This window comes from Vulcanisaeta moutnovskia 768-28, from assembly GCF_000190315.1.
Classification (GTDB): domain Archaea; phylum Thermoproteota; class Thermoprotei; order Thermoproteales; family Thermocladiaceae; genus Vulcanisaeta; species Vulcanisaeta moutnovskia.
This window is the reverse complement of sequence record NC_015151.1, coordinates 156,344-172,778: the sequence shown is the minus strand read 5'-3', so window position 1 is coordinate 172,778 and position 16,435 is coordinate 156,344. Positions and strand designations below refer to the sequence as shown.

At 44.7% G+C, this 16,435-nt stretch carries 20 protein-coding genes and 1 tRNA gene; 14 read left to right on the top strand and 7 right to left on the bottom strand.

What is annotated here, in order from left to right; genetic code table 11:
- Nucleotides 1-45 precede the first annotated feature (45 nt).
- Genes VMUT_RS00905 through VMUT_RS00895 form a run of 3 tightly spaced genes read left to right on the top strand, consistent with a single transcriptional unit; the run spans nt 46 to nt 2,661 of the window.
- Complete coding sequence (locus VMUT_RS00905; RefSeq protein WP_013603553.1) at nt 46-1,110, top strand: FAD-dependent oxidoreductase; 1,065 nt, start codon at nt 46-48, stop codon at nt 1,108-1,110.
- Between the two features lie 48 nt (nt 1,111-1,158).
- On the top strand, nt 1,159-2,067 hold the full coding sequence (locus tag VMUT_RS00900; RefSeq protein WP_048057102.1) for a fumarylacetoacetate hydrolase family protein: 909 nt from the start codon (nt 1,159-1,161) through the stop codon (nt 2,065-2,067).
- Nucleotides 2,068-2,112: 45 nt separating this feature from the next.
- On the top strand, nt 2,113-2,661 hold the full coding sequence (locus tag VMUT_RS00895) for a helix-turn-helix transcriptional regulator (RefSeq protein WP_013603551.1): 549 nt from the start codon (nt 2,113-2,115) through the stop codon (nt 2,659-2,661).
- Nucleotides 2,662-2,669: 8 nt separating this feature from the next.
- On the opposite strand, the gene VMUT_RS00890 is transcribed toward VMUT_RS00895, so the two are convergent.
- The 4 genes from VMUT_RS00890 to VMUT_RS00875 form a co-directional block, all read right to left on the bottom strand.
- Nucleotides 2,670-2,879, bottom strand: coding sequence for a hypothetical protein (locus tag VMUT_RS00890; protein WP_048057101.1), 210 nt, complete (start codon nt 2,877-2,879; stop codon nt 2,670-2,672).
- Complete coding sequence (locus tag VMUT_RS00885) at nt 2,879-3,730, bottom strand: plastocyanin/azurin family copper-binding protein (RefSeq protein WP_013603549.1); 852 nt, start codon at nt 3,728-3,730, stop codon at nt 2,879-2,881. Before VMUT_RS00885 ends, VMUT_RS00890 begins: the two co-directional genes overlap by 1 nt.
- A 114-nt stretch (nt 3,731-3,844) precedes the next feature.
- Nucleotides 3,845-3,955: transfer RNA gene (locus VMUT_RS00880), tRNA-Ser, on the bottom strand.
- Nucleotides 3,956-4,000: 45 nt separating this feature from the next.
- Complete coding sequence (locus VMUT_RS00875; RefSeq protein WP_013603548.1) at nt 4,001-4,888, bottom strand: SDR family oxidoreductase; 888 nt, start codon at nt 4,886-4,888, stop codon at nt 4,001-4,003.
- A gap of 170 nt (nt 4,889-5,058) precedes the next feature.
- On the opposite strand from VMUT_RS00875, the gene VMUT_RS00870 reads away from it, so the two are divergent.
- From VMUT_RS00870 to VMUT_RS00850, 5 genes are all read left to right on the top strand, one after another.
- Entirely contained in the window at nt 5,059-5,412 is a 354-nt protein-coding gene (locus VMUT_RS00870) for a hypothetical protein (protein WP_013603547.1), read from the top strand.
- A 217-nt stretch (nt 5,413-5,629) separates the two neighbouring features.
- The gene (locus VMUT_RS00865) at nt 5,630-5,866 is read left to right on the top strand and encodes a hypothetical protein (protein ID WP_148224609.1); all 237 of its coding nucleotides are present in this window, start codon (nt 5,630-5,632) and stop codon (nt 5,864-5,866) included.
- Between the two features lie 44 nt (nt 5,867-5,910).
- Complete coding sequence (locus tag VMUT_RS00860) at nt 5,911-6,153, top strand: hypothetical protein (protein ID WP_013603545.1); 243 nt, start codon at nt 5,911-5,913, stop codon at nt 6,151-6,153.
- A 230-nt stretch (nt 6,154-6,383) separates the two neighbouring features.
- Nucleotides 6,384-7,469 (top strand): AAA family ATPase, encoded by a 1,086-nt coding sequence (locus tag VMUT_RS00855; RefSeq protein ID WP_013603544.1) that lies wholly within the window; start codon nt 6,384-6,386, stop codon nt 7,467-7,469.
- 39 nt (nt 7,470-7,508) lie between these two features.
- Complete coding sequence (locus tag VMUT_RS00850; protein ID WP_013603543.1) at nt 7,509-8,663, top strand: radical SAM protein; 1,155 nt, start codon at nt 7,509-7,511, stop codon at nt 8,661-8,663.
- Nucleotides 8,664-8,833: 170 nt separating this feature from the next.
- Here VMUT_RS00850 and VMUT_RS12755 read toward each other — a convergent pair whose 3' ends face one another.
- Nucleotides 8,834-9,007: a hypothetical protein gene (locus VMUT_RS12755; protein WP_158304778.1), complete on the bottom strand. Its 174-nt coding sequence runs from the start codon at nt 9,005-9,007 to the stop codon at nt 8,834-8,836.
- A 389-nt stretch (nt 9,008-9,396) separates the two neighbouring features.
- Between VMUT_RS12755 and VMUT_RS00845 the strand changes: the two genes are divergently transcribed.
- A complete protein-coding gene (locus tag VMUT_RS00845; RefSeq protein WP_373419229.1) occupies nt 9,397-10,644 on the top strand; it encodes a nitrite/sulfite reductase in 1,248 nt (415 codons plus the stop codon).
- Between the two features lie 52 nt (nt 10,645-10,696).
- Complete coding sequence (locus tag VMUT_RS00840) at nt 10,697-11,530, top strand: EamA family transporter (RefSeq protein WP_013603541.1); 834 nt, start codon at nt 10,697-10,699, stop codon at nt 11,528-11,530.
- A 34-nt stretch (nt 11,531-11,564) separates the two neighbouring features.
- Here VMUT_RS00840 and VMUT_RS00835 read toward each other — a convergent pair whose 3' ends face one another.
- Nucleotides 11,565-11,945 carry a type II toxin-antitoxin system VapC family toxin gene (locus tag VMUT_RS00835; protein WP_013603540.1) on the bottom strand — a complete coding sequence of 127 codons (381 nt, stop codon included), beginning with the start codon at nt 11,943-11,945 and terminating at the stop codon, nt 11,565-11,567.
- Complete coding sequence (locus tag VMUT_RS00830) at nt 11,942-12,184, bottom strand: AF_0619 family ribbon-helix-helix protein (protein WP_013603539.1); 243 nt, start codon at nt 12,182-12,184, stop codon at nt 11,942-11,944. Before VMUT_RS00830 ends, VMUT_RS00835 begins: the two co-directional genes overlap by 4 nt.
- Before the next feature lie 490 nt (nt 12,185-12,674).
- Between VMUT_RS00830 and VMUT_RS00825 the strand changes: the two genes are divergently transcribed.
- The 4 genes from VMUT_RS00825 to VMUT_RS00815 all read left to right on the top strand — a co-directional run bounded on the left by VMUT_RS00825 (nt 12,675) and on the right by VMUT_RS00815 (nt 16,162).
- On the top strand, nt 12,675-12,971 hold the full coding sequence (locus VMUT_RS00825; protein WP_013603538.1) for a DUF2250 domain-containing protein: 297 nt from the start codon (nt 12,675-12,677) through the stop codon (nt 12,969-12,971).
- Nucleotides 12,972-13,473: 502 nt separating this feature from the next.
- A complete protein-coding gene (locus VMUT_RS12905) occupies nt 13,474-13,650 on the top strand; it encodes a hypothetical protein (protein WP_013603537.1) in 177 nt (58 codons plus the stop codon).
- 107 nt (nt 13,651-13,757) lie between these two features.
- On the top strand, nt 13,758-14,582 hold the full coding sequence (locus VMUT_RS00820; RefSeq protein WP_148224608.1) for a hypothetical protein: 825 nt from the start codon (nt 13,758-13,760) through the stop codon (nt 14,580-14,582).
- A gap of 5 nt (nt 14,583-14,587) precedes the next feature.
- Nucleotides 14,588-16,162, top strand: coding sequence for a hypothetical protein (locus tag VMUT_RS00815; RefSeq protein ID WP_013603535.1), 1,575 nt, complete (start codon nt 14,588-14,590; stop codon nt 16,160-16,162).
- Nucleotides 16,163-16,435: the final 273 nt, after the last annotated feature.

The window sequence follows — 16,435 nt, the reverse complement described above, 5'->3', positions numbered from 1 at the left end:
TAAGCATTAGGAAAGGCTTATATAAAGGGTCTCCTTCAGGCTTTCGTGAAGTTCGCACTTAAGTGTTCTCCAGGACAGAAGATTGAGAGGCGTAGTGAGAGGATTGCCATAATTGGCGCTGGTCCAGCGGGTCTTGGCGCTGCTGGTTACTTAATATGTAAGGGTTTTCAGGTTGATGTTTATGATAAGTTGCCAGAGCCTGGTGGATTAATGATATTTGGAATACCCGAGTACAGGGTTCCCAAGAAGAATGTGAGGGCTGGTGTTAAGGAGTTGATTGAGTTAGGCGTTAACTTCATATTGAGGACTAAGATTGTTGCTGATGAGGAGGAGCATGCTGATGGAGATGAGTTCGCAGAGAATAAGGTTCACTTTGAGCAGCTTATTAATAATTATAATGCCGTATTGATAGCTACTGGGACATGGAGATCAAGAAACCTTGGAGTACCTGGTGAGAACCTAAAGGGTGTTTACCTAGCCCTTGATTACCTTTACAGAATATACACGAGTGAATTGGGTTACTTACCTAAGTCCGTGATTTACCCAACTGGTGATAAAGTAGCTGTTATTGGTGCTGGCTTAACGGCTGTTGACGCTGCAATAGAGGCTCAGAGACAGGGTGCTAAGGAGGTTTATGTGCTCTATAGAAGGACAATAAATGAAGCACCAGCCGGCAAGGCGGAGATCCAGGGGTTGATAAAGAGGGGGATAAATTTCGTGGAACTCGTTGGCATAATGGAGGTACTGGGTAAGGAACACGTTGAAGCTGTTAAGCTAATCAAAATGAGGCTTGGTAAACCCGATAGGAGTGGTAGACCAGCACCAGAACCAGTACCAGGTAGTGAGTACACCATGGACGTGGACACAGTAATAGCCGCCGTTGGTGAAGTACCAACACCACCATTTAAGGATGGTTGCTGCGGCATCAAGGTAACACCACATAATACAATAGATATTGACCAGAAGCATAGAACAACGAGGAAGGGTGTATTCGCAGCCGGTGACGTAGCCACAGGACCAAGCCTAATAGGTAAGGCACTGAAGAACGGCATTGATGCAGCAATGGCAATTGAGGAATACTTGCTAAAAGGCGGGTGGAGAGAAAAATAAAACTAGTTAATAGTGATATTTAAATTATTGATTAAGTACGCAATAATCGTGAAGCTCCTTTCCTTTCTGTGGAATGGCACTGTCAGGGTTGGCGTATACACAGACAAGGGTATTTTGGATCTCCCAAGTGCCTACGTGAGTATTTATGAAGCAGCCGAAGCGCCGAGCTTTCTCTATGACATGAAGGCATTAATAAGTGGGGGTGAACCTGCCCTAAACATTATCAAGGACTTATTGGATAAGTCGTTAAGGAGTGGAGATACGGACCTATTCAGAGATCCTAATACAATTACCTGGTTACCGCCGGTGATTAACCCTGAGAAGATTCTGTGCGTTGCTGTTAATTACAGGGCTCATGGTGAAGAAAGCAGCGCTAAACCCCTCGATAGACCGTACTTCTTTCCAAAATTCCCCAACGCACTCGTTGGTCATAATCAACCAATACTCAAGCCGAGAGTCTCGAAACAAGTTGATTGGGAGGCCGAGCTAGCCCTGATCATTAGCAGGAGAGGTAAGTACATAGACATTAATAAGGCATTTGACTATGTCTTCGGCTACCTAATCCTTAATGATGTGTCAATGCGTGACTGGCAATTCCCAAGTAAGGAACCCTACGGGATGGACTGGATATACGGTAAGAGCATGGACTCATCAACACCGGTGGGTCCATATATCGTGACTAAGGACGAGATACCAGACCCACACAACCTCAGGCTTACGCTTAGAGTTAACGGCAATGTGGAGCAGGACGATAATACGAGGAACCTAATATTCAAGATACCCGAGTTGATCCATTGGGCATCCCAGGGAGTAACGCTAAAGCCTGGCGATTACATAAGCACGGGAACACCATCAGGCGTGGGCTTCCCGAAGGGGAAATTCCTAAAGAATGGTGATATTGTTGAGGCGGAAATCGAGAAAGTAGGCACCCTAAGAAACACAGTCATTGAGGAGTGAATTGCCTAGAAGGATTTATTAAATAACGACGTTAAATGATTAATAATGAGTAATGAACGTAGTTTATTGCGTAATGTATTGATTATAATAGGTATTATAATATTGGGGGTAAGCGCGTACCTGCTTTATGGCGCAATTATCATGGTTAATTATATGGCCTATTACCACTGCATGGGTATGATGTGTGGAATGATGATGTACTACCCGTTATTCCTACCTGTGGCATTATTAACGGTGGGTGTGATGATGATAATAACGCCAATCATACTAATAAAACCCGATGGGTTTTCCCAGGGATTAAGTTATGAGATAGGGCAGAGAGATGCTGTGGAAAGTGGTTCCATGACCGGCAATTCTGATGATTACTATGGTAGAGTTCTAAAATTACTGCCTAAGGCTGAGCGTGAGGTCCTTGAGTACGTGATTAGGTCAGGCGGTGAGATCTTTCAATACCAAATAATGAGAGATTTAGGGCTATCAAAGGTTCAGGCATGGAGGATCGTTCATAGGCTTGAGGAGAAGGGCCTGCTCGAGGTTGTTAAGGTTAAGGGTAGAAATATAGTAAGATTGAAAGATTTTAATAAAACCAACTAGGTAAAGTCTTATTGATTAGCTACTGCACGAACCATGCTCATGCCCTGGTGCTGATGATAATCACCCGAGATCCTCATTAAGCTTCTAACAACCCAAACTATCACAAGTACTATGAGTATCAGGAACAAGAGAGCTATTATGGCGCCAATTATCCAGCCAAACCATCCAAAGCTGAACCACGGACCAAAACCCCAACCCCACATGCATGGACAGGGCATTACCACCACCCCATCATACCACCCATCCAACTAGGTCCGTAATACGAACCTGGATATTGAGTAACTGGGTATGTAGGTGCCGGTGCAGTAGTGCTCACGCTATTACCCATTATAATTATTTCACCATACATGCCCTCCTCAGCATGGCCTGGATATGTGCATAGGTACCAGTACGTGCCTGGTTCAGTGATGGTGAATGCATATTCATAACCATAGGCATAACCAGCATTGTAATTGGCCGGCGGCAACCACTCCATATAAAGCATCATCTGCGGACCCATACCACCACTCATGCCTATATAGTGCATCACGTAGTATGGGTATGGCGGTGGTACCCTGGTTACTACGAAATTGTGGTACATATCATCATCAAGATTTATAAAAGTGACATGAACAACAGCACCAGCAGGTATAACTAGTGTTGGGTTTATTAGTCCGTAAATAACGAAGACATCACCATGCACGTAGGGTGGAGATGTTGCATTAAACATTTTCTCCGCATCATCACCCATCATAGCCACAACCAATAGATTAACATCCTTACTGGTAAATACTATGGTATTGTTACCAGGGTAAACGTGAGCATAACTCGGTACTTCCATAATCTCCTTAATGACCTTACTTATTGAGTATGTACTATAGGCATAACCAACATAGTAATTACCCACACCAGGGCCGATAGGTGAGGTGCTGGGATAATTACCATAATAGTAATTATAGTAGTAATAATAATAAGGCATCACCGCATAGACCAAACCCAAACTAACCACTAAGCCAATCACAACACCAACCACAACCCAAATCCAGGTCTTACCCATACCAATCACGAAGCACCAACCAGTTTCCTGCATAAAAACTCTCCGTGCAACCAACCGTGAAACCACCACGTGATACCATTGCAATCAATCATGTAATCCACCAATTAATGATGAATACCCTAATGAGCCATTGTTACTAAAATGCCTTGGTGCCGGGGCCGGGATTTGAACCCGGGCCCCCTTGCGGGGACAGGATCTCAAGTTTCGCACCGCGGAATCCACGGACCTGCGCCTTGGACCTGGCTCGGCCACCCCGGCGGGTCAGTAAGCCATTAACTGCGATTTAAAGCTTTTCTTCATGGATCACGGCTTCACTATAGCTTTTTCAGACTCCAGTTCCTTCTTGAATATTGATAATGCGTAGTTTATGTCGTTAAGTGGTATTCCTAACAACTCAACCGCTTTCCTGTTGTTTAGGCTACTGTCTCTGGGTCTTCTAGCCCTGTAATTTACGTCAATGAGCCTTATTGGCTTTATCAATTCCTCACTAAACCCAAAGTACCTAGCTATGGCTCTTGCGAATTCGTACCTGCTCAGTCTTGGCCCAACCACGTGTATCACACCATTGAATTTAATATCAAGCAGCTTTGCGAAGGCCTCACCAATTATCGTATTCAATGTGGGTGATGACCATTGATCAGTTATTGCCGTGACCACCTCACCTCTCATTAACTTCTCAACTACGGTCTTGCCGAAGTTCGGCCTTCCAGGCCCAGTGCCGTAGATCCAGGCAACCCTGACTATGGAGCCGCCTAGGGCTCTCGTGATTTCCTCCGCGAGGAGCTTCGTTAATCCGTAGTAATTAACGGGCCTTGGCGCATCATCCTCCGAGTACATGCCCCTCTCACCATCGAATACGTAGTCCGTGGATAGGTAATAAATGGCGGCGCCAACCCTATAGGCAGCCGTGAGCAATTCCCTACTTGCCGCCACATTAACTCTGTAGCAAAGTTCCAATTGTTCCTCGCACTGATCAACATTGCCTATTGCAGCCATGTGGATAACCACGTCAGGTTTATAATCATTAATTACCCTCACAGAATCTCTCGTTAGGTCCGCCTTAACCATGGTGATGCCAGGTACATTAATTGAATGCTCATTATAAGTACCAACAACCTCATACTTATTGACTAGGCTAATGGCAGTCTTATAACCCGGTGACGAACTAACACCAGTAATTAACGCAATCATCAAGAATAGTCCAGGTTAATGATTTATAAAGAATTCCAGGAAAGACATGTGGACATCGCATCATGGTTAAATTAGAGTGAGTTGAGTAAGGTTAATTAAGGCATGAATTATTAAAGAGGCGGAGGGAGGATTCGAGCAAGGCCGTTAGGCTCGCCAGGGACTGGCTGGCGATGCCGGACATCAAGGAGTTAATCGAGCTTGGCGCTTTTTTGCCAGGCAGCGAGAAGCTTAAGCGAATAATTGAGTTAGCTAACATAGAGGTTAGGGAAAAGGGCAGTAGGTCAATCAATATCCCTGGGACGAACATAAGCATGACCGTACATATTAGGTATGATGGCAGGGTTGAGCTTAGGGCGTATAGAAAGGATAAGGATGAGACTTTGAGACTAATCGAGGTGCTTAATAAAGTCGGTCTCCGCCCATCAATATGCGTTTGTGGCAAAAGACACGTAGTCTCGATAACCCACACCAACGTGAGGGACAGCCCACTCAAGCCAGTGATATGCCAAAAACTGAGCGGGTAGCTTAACGAAACGAAGGATGAGAGAAAGAAAAAGAGGATAGCAAAGGCAATACAGAACCTAAAGTGTCCAGAATACCCATGCGATGCATAACCTACCCAAACCCACGGGCCTTAATCACCTTTTTAACCAGCTTTTCAACATTCAATCGCTCCTCCGGAGCGGCCACATCTTATTATTTTTATTACTGCTATACTATCATCACTATAAAGTGATATTAATGAGGGAATTCTCTAGGGTGATTGTAGTCCTCACGGTATTACCTATATTCATGGCGCTCGTGGCAGTATTAACGGCATCAAGGTGGTACGTGTTATCAATACTATTCCCATTAATAATAATAGTAATTGCCTTAGCCCTAAGCGGTAAACCCACCATAAATATAACACTGAGTTTAGATAATGATGTTATGTATGTTGGTGATGAATTGAACATAAAACTCAAGAAGCGTTCTTAGGCTGTGAGGAAGGAATTAAAGCTGTCCGTGATGGTCATTTGATCGTGGTCCTGGAAACGCTAGATACGTATAGGTTAGGGTTACGTAAGTTGGGCATCAAGCTAAATAATGATGCGGTAACCGCAATAGTTGGTTTAATAGTGACGATAGGGTTCATGGCATTCATAAGGTTCATTAGGTCAATAAACCTATCACTCCATAGGGACGTGGCTGGTATGGCACTCTTCCTAATAACCGCCCTATTCTTCCTATGGCTATTAATATCCTCAATCAGAGAACAGAGGTAGGATTATATATTCTTCAGGGTAACAAAGCAATAGGTTCAAGTTAAAAAGAAAACTGCTGGTAGGTTAAGAAAGACGATATAGGGATCCTCCTGGTCACAGTTCACGACCACTTAATATTACCATCTTGTCTTAATATAATGTCGTCGTTACTCATTCGCTAATTTTGATACCCCAGGAATTGCTGAAAATAAATTTATTAGCAGTACTCCAAATTATTTGGGGTTCCCCAAATGTTGTTTAGCATTGAGCCTAAAAGTAGAAGGGAGGATCTCTATGATTTTAATCATGAATTAGAGGTGCTCGTAAAATTCCTGAGAGGATCAAGATTAACGCTAGTCACGGGCCTTAGGAGGACCGGTAAGACCTCGTTGATGAGGGTTGCGCTTAATGAGGCTGATATTGACTACATATACCTTGATGTTAGGTTTAGTGTGTATACGAGCTATCGTGACGTGCTTGACCTATTCGTGAAGGCCCTTAACGATCTTCTACGTAGGGAATCCTCAATTATTGATAAGATAATCAATGCCCTTAAGGGCATTGAGGGTTTGAAGATATCCCTTAATCCGCCTGAAATAGCCGTCAAATTTAGAGGTAAGCCGCGAGTTAGTATTACCGATCTGCTCACTAGGCTAAATGATGTTGGTGAGCTCGTGGTAATCGCGGTTGACGAGGCGCAGGAGTTGAGGAAGGTTAATTGGCTTAGGTTCGATAGGCTGTTTGCCTACGTCTTCGACAACCTAACGAATATAAGGCTCGTCCTATCAGGTTCGCAGGTCGGTCTTCTTTATAGCTTTCTCGGGCTTCACGACCCTAAGGCACCACTTTTTGGTAGGGCCTACATGGAGGTTAAGACGAGAAAATTAAGTCCGGATGAGTCGATGGACTTCCTCGAACGCGGTTTCAACCAATTAGGCATCAACTGTCCTAAGGATGCCTTAGAGAGGGCTGTGGAAACGTTTGATGGGATTATCGGCTGGTTAACGTATTTCGGCTACACATACGCAATGAGAGGCTCTGCAGACTTTGACGAGATAATGAAGGACGCTGTTCAACTGGCGCTAAGTGAGTTACGGAACTTAGTAACCTTACTCAGGAGTAGTAGGTACTCGGTAATACTAAGGGCACTGGCTAGGGAGTCGATGCCATGGAGATTGATTAAGCGTAGGCTTGAGGATTATGAGGGTAAAGAAATAAATGCTGCAACGATCTCCGAATTGCTAAACAACCTAGTGAACCTAGGCATTATTGAGAAGGTGGATGATTACTACAGGATTTCCGACCCAGTATACAGACTCGCTGCCGAGTACCTGTAAGGATTTAATACAGAGATTATGATTGGTACCCGGCCGTAAATGGACCTAATTAAGCGCCTGGAATTTAAGGAAAAACTAAGGAATAAACTAGAGAACGAATTAAGCCCTGAATCAATCGAGAGGGCTAGGAAGGATCCACATGCGAGGAGATACCCGAGGCCGTGCGGTATGACGATACACACGGGGATTGGATGCGCATACTCATGTACCTATTGTTATATCTACAATATGGGATTTCCACATAAAGCACAGCCATACCCACTAAGTGGCAAAGAGCTGCTCTATGCATTGACGCTTAATCCGTACGTGGTTCTTGGACCTGGCGGTACAATGTTTGCCATGGGTTCGGTAACCGAGCCTTTCCTACCCGAGACTAGGGATAGGGCTCTCGAGTATATCGAGGTTCTCGGTTCACTCGGTAATCCGCTGCAGGTTAGTAGCAAGTCCGTACTTAATGATGAGTATATAACCAAGATTAAGGAGTACGCACCGCACATCAGCTTCCTCGAGACCGTGGTGTGCATAAGGGATTGCAGGAAGATAGAGCCACTGGCTCCAGACCCAATGAACAGGCTTGAATTCATGGGTAGGCTCGTCAAGGCTGGTATTAACGTGGGCCTATTTATGAGGCCTATAATACCTGGGATTACTGATAGGGACGCTAAGGAGATCCTTGAGTTAGCGAGGGAGGTTGGTGTTAAGACTGTGGTACTAGGTACTTTAAGGATCACTAAAAATATATACACTAGGCTTAGGAGCATCGGCATTAATCTCGATGATAGGCTGCCAACGAGTAGGTTGGGTAGGGAGCAGGTTCCGATAAGGGCTAGGGATCTTAAGGATTGGATAGCCGGGAAAGCCCGTGAAATGGGGTTTAGGGTTTACGAGGCGGCTTGTGGGGCTAATATCGAGGCTGCTGGCCTTGGTTGTTGGGCCTGTAGGTGGGGTCCGTGTGGTGATTTAAGTAAGTTACCTAATGTTGATGCTAGAGATGTTAATGAGTTCCTGAAGTACCTTGGTTATTCAGGTAGTGTTGAGCAATTGGGTGATAGGAGGATTGTTGTTAGGCTCGATAGTGGTGATGGACGTAGGGTTGAGGCATTACTTAGGGAGCTGCTTAGGCGTGAGGTAATTATCAAGGGTCGCTCAAGGCCTCATTGTGCGTCTACTAGTGCGTGCGGCGATTATGACTAATTGAGGTGAAGGTTTACTATGTGCAAATCTATTAATGATCATTTAGTACTATTTGATGCCATGAGTTTATCTAATGCCGTGTCTAGCGTGATTGAATTGTTTAGGATGAATGTTGGGTCGGCATAATTATTCAGTCGGCCAAATACTGATTGTTATATTTGCGCCGTATATTAGGCAGGTCTTATGTTGTTGATCTCGTTTACCTCGTTTCTTGGCATTAATTCTATGTGCATTGTTGCCACGTCATTGGTTGTGCAGACGTACACGTGGATTACGCCTATCCTGGTCCCGTTTGGTGCGAGGACTTCGAAGTCATAATAGTAATAAACCCTGCCCGAGACCATGTGAGTTCCATTGGCATTTCAAGAGGCCTCAATGTCGTAGTCGTAGAGGACGAGTTTGCCCATCTGCGTAATTTACGATTGAGGATTATGAATTTGGTGGAGTGAGCGCCAACCTTGGTGCAGTGGTGCGTGTTTTTGTTGTAACATGTTCAATATTGAAGACTTAAATAGTTACTGGCCGTTGAATTGGTGTGTCTTCGTTTAAGTATTCCGATATCTATAAAGTGGTTTATCCGAGGAGGCATGAGGGTATTTATAAGAACCGTGGTGATAATCCCTGGGTCTCGATAAGGATTAGGCAGGGTGTTGGTCGTGACCCAAGTAAGTGGTTTTCAAACCAATTAAGGGTTGTTGCTGAGGTTAGCAAGGCGTATAGTGATGGTAGGGCGATGCTTGGAACGAGGGGTGATATTGAGATTTTCAAGGTCGACTTTAGGCTCTTTGATGAGGTTGTGACTAGGCTTAAGGAGGCTGGTCTCGATCCCAGGGATTCCTGCGGTAACTCTGTTAGGAATCCAATACCATGCACGTCGCAGTTCTGCCCATATGCTCATGTTAATGCTGAGGTTTTGTCGACATTCATAGGTGATTACTTTAGGTATAAAAGTGAGTATGAGCAACCATCGCTTCCGCACAGGATTAAGATATCAATATCAGCATGCGAGAGGGCGTGCGCGGTGCCCGTGGCTCAGGATATTGGTATTGTGGCTAAGTCCAATGGTAAGTTCGACATTTACCTGGGTGGTGGTATTGGTGAGCATGCATTCAGTGCCAAGTTGGCTTTTACTGACGTCGATGCTGAGGATTTACTTCCAATCTGCATGGGCGTCGCCGAGGTCTTTAGGAGGTCTGGCGAGAGGAGGGGGTTTAAGTGGGTTGTTAAGTTGCGTGGTCTTGATAAGGCTAAGGAGGAGGTATTGGCAATAGCCAGGGAGGTAAAGCCTAAACTACCCAAGCCACCTGATCCAACGCCCAGGTTCATTAAATCAAGGATTGTAAAGATTCCATACCCAACCGGCTGGGTTGCCGCCGATGAATTAATTAGGTTGGCCAATGTGGCTGATAGGTATGGGTTTGGCTATGTATTGCTATTCAATAATCAAAGCATATACATACCAATCCGTGAGGAGGTTGATAGGATTGAGGAATTGAGCAATTACGAGGTCAGGGATCCAGGGCCCATGTACCCTGATGGACCAACAACAGTTGCATGCCTAGGTAATGAATTATGCCCACCAGGCCTAATAGACACCACCGGGCTCGGCCACAAAATACATATTCACTTAAGTAAGTTGAATGAGCCAATTAGGGTTGGAATTAGCGGTTGTACCCACGACTGCGGTATGTCGTGGATCGCGGATATAGGCCTTGAACCATTCGGTTCAAAGACGAGGATATTAATAACGATGGGTGGTTCACCGACCGCGTTGGGCTTCGTCATCGGCACTGTCGATCCAGGCGATGCAGAGCTCGCAGTACAAGTACTTCTTGACATGTATAGGAGGTCTGGTGTTCGTGGGGTTAGGAATTTCGTGGTCAAGGTCGGTGTTGATGCCATAAGGAGTGAGTTAACTAGGCTTGTGTCCTCGTTCAGGTCGCCGGATAAGGACATAAACATAGTCTTTGGGCCCGACTGACTTGAGAGGGAATAATCTTTAAAGCGCGATATTACCTAGTTACCCTGGCCTTATGATTATTGAGGACTTACCAGCCATATCAACGGCCATTATCTGGGCCTGGGCGTCAATCATGTATGGTGACTTCATGAAGAGAATGCATCCGTTGGTCGTAAACTTCCTCAGGATGTTCTACGCCTCAGTAATACTCCTAATCCCAGCAATAGTTTTAGGGCTTAATTACGGAGTCATATGGGGCTCCCTGAGTGGTTTATTATCCTTAGTCATTGGTGACTCACTATACCTATTCTCAATCAATTACTCAGGGGTCTCAATCGCAGCCCCCGTGTCCTACACCTACATACCACTGACGGTGTTATTCGCAGTGTTCCTGGGGGAATCACTGACTATCACGAAGCTACTTGCGAGCATACTACTGATACCCGGCGTTTACCTGCTATCCCGTAGCGGTAGCTCAAGGAGGGAGATTAAGGGTCTGTTCTTTGGTCTTGGTGCAGCCCTTGCATGGGCTGCTGGTCAATCAATGATTAAGGTAGCCGATGTTGCAGGGCTTAACCCAGTCTCCATAGCTTTTACGAGGGTCGCCGCCGCGGGTGTTGTACTGTTTGTGATTAGTTATTTCATGGGAAACAACATTGCAGGAGCCATTAAAGGGACGGTACGTAGTTACCTGCCCATTATTGCCGTACTCGACCTGGGTCTCGGTGTTGCCCTATTCGCCTTCTCAATGGATTTAATAGGTCTTGGGCTTACCGTGATATTGACGGGCACCATGCCATTAATAGCCCAGTTGATGTCAAGTGCCATGGGTAGGGAGAAATTTAGCGTTGTTAAGTTCTTGGGCGCATTAATAATAGTGGTGGCAATAATTTTAGTGGTTCTTTAACAATGAATTCTTCATTATAATTAATGAGTATTATTTATAATTCTTCAATACTTATTGTTATATTTGGAAACTTAGTCATTAATTCTTTATCCTCGGTTACCAGTTTTGCATTGAGTTTTAACGTTAGATACACGTAGGTTGCATCATAATACGTTATATTCATTCTCCTAGCTAAATTAATGGCATCACTGTTTAGGCCTATTGATATGACGTTCATCAGGCTGATGACGCTATTAAATGCCTTAAGTAAAGATTCTATATTTATGGATGTTAATTTACTAATTTTCCATAAGTAATTACCAATCTCATGGTATGCTAGGTCAACAGTATATTGATTCCTTAAGGCATTAACTGCCTTATCTGGTTTAAGCTCTACCAACCTTATAATGGCGCTTGCATCAAACACTAGGCTCATCTTGAGTCACGGTCTGTGCGTATGCTTCTTACGACGAAGTCATCACCATAAATCTCACTAATTTTCCTAAGCTCCTTAGAAGCCTCCTTAAGTAATTTAATTAGTTCCTCATTTTCCCTACGCATTACTTCCTCCTCGAGAGCTTTACGTAAAACCTCGGAAACGTTAATACCATACCTCCTAGCCTTCTCAAGAACCTCTCTCCTGACCTTAGTTGATACTGTAACCCAATTACTCACGTTACTACATTATAAATTCCTACCTATAAACATTACTCCATTATTGGTAATACATTTTTCCCAACCACCAGTTTGTTATTAATGAATGAGTCAATCATATGCATCAACCCTACTTACCTAACCTATGATAGACCCTGAAAGGAACACTAAAGAATATGAGAGAGTTGCCTAATTATCTCTTGAAATTAAATGCAATGGCCAATAACCTATACATCTCAAGCACGTTCTGCCCCGTCAAGCTAACATCCCTGTACATACTTATTGAAATGGTTTAGCCTAATAACGATCTTCTTAGCCACGACCCTAAAAAATCTCATTATAAGTCAAGCGGCACATGACGGTTTACTTCGATTTTAAAAGCCAAAAGTACCCGTTAAATATTATGTTAAATTACATTCCTTGCTTTAAATACTAACAGTTTCACTTAGTTACTCCAAATTTTGACAGAGTCAATTTAATTAATGTACCCTATGATATTAATCCATACCCTATGGATGGACTCACGAATAAGGACATTGCCGTACTCATGCACCTGAAGAGGGCCAATGTGGATTACGGTAAGTCAATAGCCATAAACACGGGCATCCCGCTCGAGGAGGTTCTGCAGATACTGGATAGGCTTGAGGCTATGGGCCTTATTGAGAGGGTCAGGGGAGGTAAGACACTGAAGAGGAGTGTTGCCCGTTTTAAGCTCAGTAATGAGGTTCGTAAGCACCACGTTTATTACAGGCTCTCAAGGCGTGGAGAATTACTCGTTAGGAGCATTAAGAGAAGCAATAACGCGTGATGGTTCGACTTCAGCACTAGATGATTGCCTGACCTCTTAACTAGCCCTTAATTACTTATTAATCATTGGGTAACTCTACGTAAAACCTACGAGTTTAAGATGGAAGTTAGAGATTAGAAAATAATAGAAGTACTTCAACAAGGATATTCATGGACCTTGATGATCTTAATGCCTTGCAATGATAGAGGAGTTGAGCCCAAGCCTTAATAATAGGTCAACAAAGCCGATTCGTGATCTCGTATAAATTTAATTTTGATGAAGATAAAGGAGAGACTGACGTAACGCTCCTAGCAATAGTTATTACATTACCAATAGTGTTTTCATGTTAGAGGGTCTTCCCTGTTCAATGCTTCATTTATAGATCAAGCGCTTAAATGGTTATGAAATTATAATGATTACGCAATTAAAGTACAGAAAAATCATTAATGTTGTCCTTAACAAGGCATTGCCTGGGTTGGATGGTGTTGAGGCTGGGGGTTAAGGGTTTCGCACACAATGGGATGTGTTCACGGTCCCAATGAGCCCAATAGCCCAATACTTAACGGCCACGATGAAGCCGGCAATCCTATTCGAACCAAAAGGCTCACTCACAAGCTTCAAGAAGGCAATCGAGGCTATGACCAATGCGTTAACAAGGCAGGTAAAAGCCCTACTGACGGGTTCGATAGGCACGGCCTAGGCATCTTCAACCCTGCTCGATTCACTTTTTATGAATAGGCGAAGTAAAAAAATCTGGTGAATTATGTAAAACCGATGGTTATGGGCTTAAAGGTGAGGTGGTTAATTTTGGTTGTTTCGGTTATTGCTGCGGTGGTGGTTGTTTCCTTGTTTATTATTAAGTTTGCCTTTATTAAGCGTGGTCATGAGGTGGTTGTTGGTGTGGGTGGTAATTCCTCGAGGCATTTACCTCCGCTTCCCGTTCCGCAATTCATTTATTATGGGAGTTTAGCATGTAATGGTGGTGTTGTTATCCCAGGTAACTCCCTCATAGTGCTTGTTTATCATGTTCATGGAACCACGCTTATCAATTACGTGAGCATATCCATTGATGTGCCGCTCACGGTAATTAACTACTCACTGCCAGGCCCATCACAGCCGGGTATGGTTATGGGCATGGGCGTTTACCTAAACGGCACATTAATAGCCACAAGCATAGCCTCACCAACAACGGCAATAGCCACAATCGTAAACACCACATACCCACTTGGCAATAAGACGGTATCCTTCTGGCAGTATGCAAGGGCGGCGAATTGGTCAGTAATACACACAGGCTTTGTCGCCGAGTTCCCGCCAATCAATGCGACGCCGGATGACGTGATAGCCGTTGCCATATATTCCTCAATACCCTACATCCTACCATCATGCAACGTGAGTAGCGAGGCTGAGGAGGTCCAGTTAATGGTTAGTAATGACTGGATTGGATTCATACCCCACTACCCAAACGCAACACCAACCACGATGCAGCTTTACATAGAGGGTACGTACATAACTGAGGAGCCCATAATCTACATAGCCACTGCCCAGGGGCTACCCAGGGTCATAGGCATGAACAACCTAACAATATTCATGAAAAACACAGCACCAGACTACGTAATAGCACGCTACTGGTGACCAGCATGGTGAAGAAATCGAAGGTGACGATTATAATCTCATTAACGTTTTTAATCGTATTAACGGTAATGCTGGTATTACCAAGAATCCCCATCCCAAGCACTATTGAGAGATCCATTAATCAAAGAATAACGACAACCATGGGTAATAACCTAACTCTGACCAGCATAGACGTGCCGATCTACGTAGTCGGACTGGCAACGCTTGTTCAGAAACTCATCAACGCCGGCATAAACCAATCACTAATCAAGCCAGTAACAATCAATGAATTACCGAGTCTACCAAGCAATAGCTTAGTAATCATTGATTGGTCTGTTCTTGGTCCGAGTCTCGTTGTTAATAAGAGCGGTGGTGTTTTTGTCAATACCAACTCGACGGTGTTTGGTTTGATTGTGTTGTTGATTGAGCGTGGTGATTTCCTGATAATCCACGGAAACGCCAGTGATGTCTTGCTTATTGAGCGTGCCCTAGCCCTGGCATGGTCTAGGGCATACAACACCAGCATAATAGCCACACCAATACCGAAATACCTAAACGGCTTGAATTACGTTATCGCATTCGGCAACAGCAGAGTCCTAATCATAGGACCGCACACAATAACCTCAGCCCTAGAAACAGCGAGCAACCTATGGATACCGATAATAACGAAACAGCCAATAAATCCAGAGGATCCATGCGAAACACTAGCGTCAGAGTATAGTGTTCCTCCAAACACGCCCACGCAGATAACCAGCACGGCCTACGCAATAGTGTACGGGCAACAAAGCTATAGCGATTCCTTCGGCACTACAAACGTTGACTTCTGCCTGACCTGGTCCACAACCATCGATGAGAATGTGAATGGTGCAGCCGTCAGTTGGGCTGAGCTCTACAACTACATAACATATGCGCCGGGCTCCGGTGTCGAGATTAATTACCTCAAGTCCTTCCAGGACGCCTACACGTCATACGAGACGTATAAGTACTACATAAGCCAGGGCGAGAACTGGATCCCAATAATAAACGCCCAGCCAGGCTACTGGACGGATAGTTATGGTCAAGAGCCTGGGTCTCAACCGTGCACCACGAGCTACAGCATAGGAATAACCGTAGGCATTGCAACGGGCGGACTCTCAATGACGATCACGTGCCTAGGGGACCAAATAATCCTAGACCCAAGTGGGACCGCGGCTACCAGCACCCAGATAGGTGCGGCAATAAACAATACCTGGATCATGGAGCCTACCTCACAAACGGCGGCCACGGTAAAAAACACCCTAGCCACAGATAGCTGGGGCGCGGCATACATGGGCCCTGCCAATGAGCCTGCACCAACTTACTACTACATACCCGCTGGCGTCTCCGCCCTCGTTGAGGAGCCCAACAGCGGATGCCCGGCTTATCCTATTCCTGTTCCTGGTAATGAGTATGAGCATGTGATTTACGACATAGCCTGGGAGGTTATTAACAACGTTGGTCCGCTGCGTTCAAGCTCGGGTGCTGTGGTAATGACGCCGCCAGGCTATAACCCGAACCAACCCGGCTGGAGCTCCACAAACAATGGCTTCTACATATATCAATACTGTACGCCAACGTGGTAGTGCCAAAACCGTTTGATGGCACTTCGCGCTTAATCAAAAATTAAACCTCTCCACCTTTTTCTTCCTAATTTTCATTACTATGATGAAGCCTCGATGAGTGTGTAGTAAGCCAGGGTGCGTATAAGCTCGCACCATCAATGATAAAGCCATGGTCTCCGCAGTATGGCAGACCCCCAAGTCTATTAGGAGTAGGTTTAACTTGAACGACTGACTCATTGCTATGGCTAAGTTAGCCGCCAAGGCGCTCTTCCCAGTCCCTTGAACCGCTAAGTA

Excerpts from the sequence above, each read along its gene's own strand:
- VMUT_RS00855 (WP_013603544.1), top strand. The coding sequence starts at position 6,384 with ATGTTGTTTAGCATTGAGCCTAAAAGTAGAAGGGAGGATCTCTATGAT.
- VMUT_RS12755 (WP_158304778.1), bottom strand. The coding sequence starts at position 9,007 with ATGGTCTCGGGCAGGGTTTATTACTATTATGACTTCGAAGTCCTCGCA.
- VMUT_RS00885 (WP_013603549.1), bottom strand. The coding sequence starts at position 3,730 with ATGCAGGAAACTGGTTGGTGCTTCGTGATTGGTATGGGTAAGACCTGG.
- VMUT_RS00835 (WP_013603540.1), bottom strand. The coding sequence starts at position 11,945 with ATGAGCCTAGTGTTTGATGCAAGCGCCATTATAAGGTTGGTAGAGCTT.
- VMUT_RS00815 (WP_013603535.1), top strand. The coding sequence starts at position 14,588 with ATGGTGAAGAAATCGAAGGTGACGATTATAATCTCATTAACGTTTTTA.
- VMUT_RS00850 (WP_013603543.1), top strand. The coding sequence starts at position 7,509 with ATGGACCTAATTAAGCGCCTGGAATTTAAGGAAAAACTAAGGAATAAA.
- VMUT_RS00875 (WP_013603548.1), bottom strand. The coding sequence starts at position 4,888 with ATGATTGCGTTAATTACTGGTGTTAGTTCGTCACCGGGTTATAAGACT.
- VMUT_RS00865 (WP_148224609.1), top strand. The coding sequence starts at position 5,630 with ATGAGGGAATTCTCTAGGGTGATTGTAGTCCTCACGGTATTACCTATA.
- VMUT_RS00845 (WP_373419229.1), top strand. The coding sequence starts at position 9,397 with ATGCTTGGAACGAGGGGTGATATTGAGATTTTCAAGGTCGACTTTAGG.
- VMUT_RS00895 (WP_013603551.1), top strand. The coding sequence starts at position 2,113 with ATGAGTAATGAACGTAGTTTATTGCGTAATGTATTGATTATAATAGGT.
- VMUT_RS00870 (WP_013603547.1), top strand. The coding sequence starts at position 5,059 with ATGCCGGACATCAAGGAGTTAATCGAGCTTGGCGCTTTTTTGCCAGGC.
- VMUT_RS00825 (WP_013603538.1), top strand. The coding sequence starts at position 12,675 with ATGGATGGACTCACGAATAAGGACATTGCCGTACTCATGCACCTGAAG.
- VMUT_RS00890 (WP_048057101.1), bottom strand. The coding sequence starts at position 2,879 with ATGCCCTGTCCATGCATGTGGGGTTGGGGTTTTGGTCCGTGGTTCAGC.
- VMUT_RS00840 (WP_013603541.1), top strand. The coding sequence starts at position 10,697 with ATGATTATTGAGGACTTACCAGCCATATCAACGGCCATTATCTGGGCC.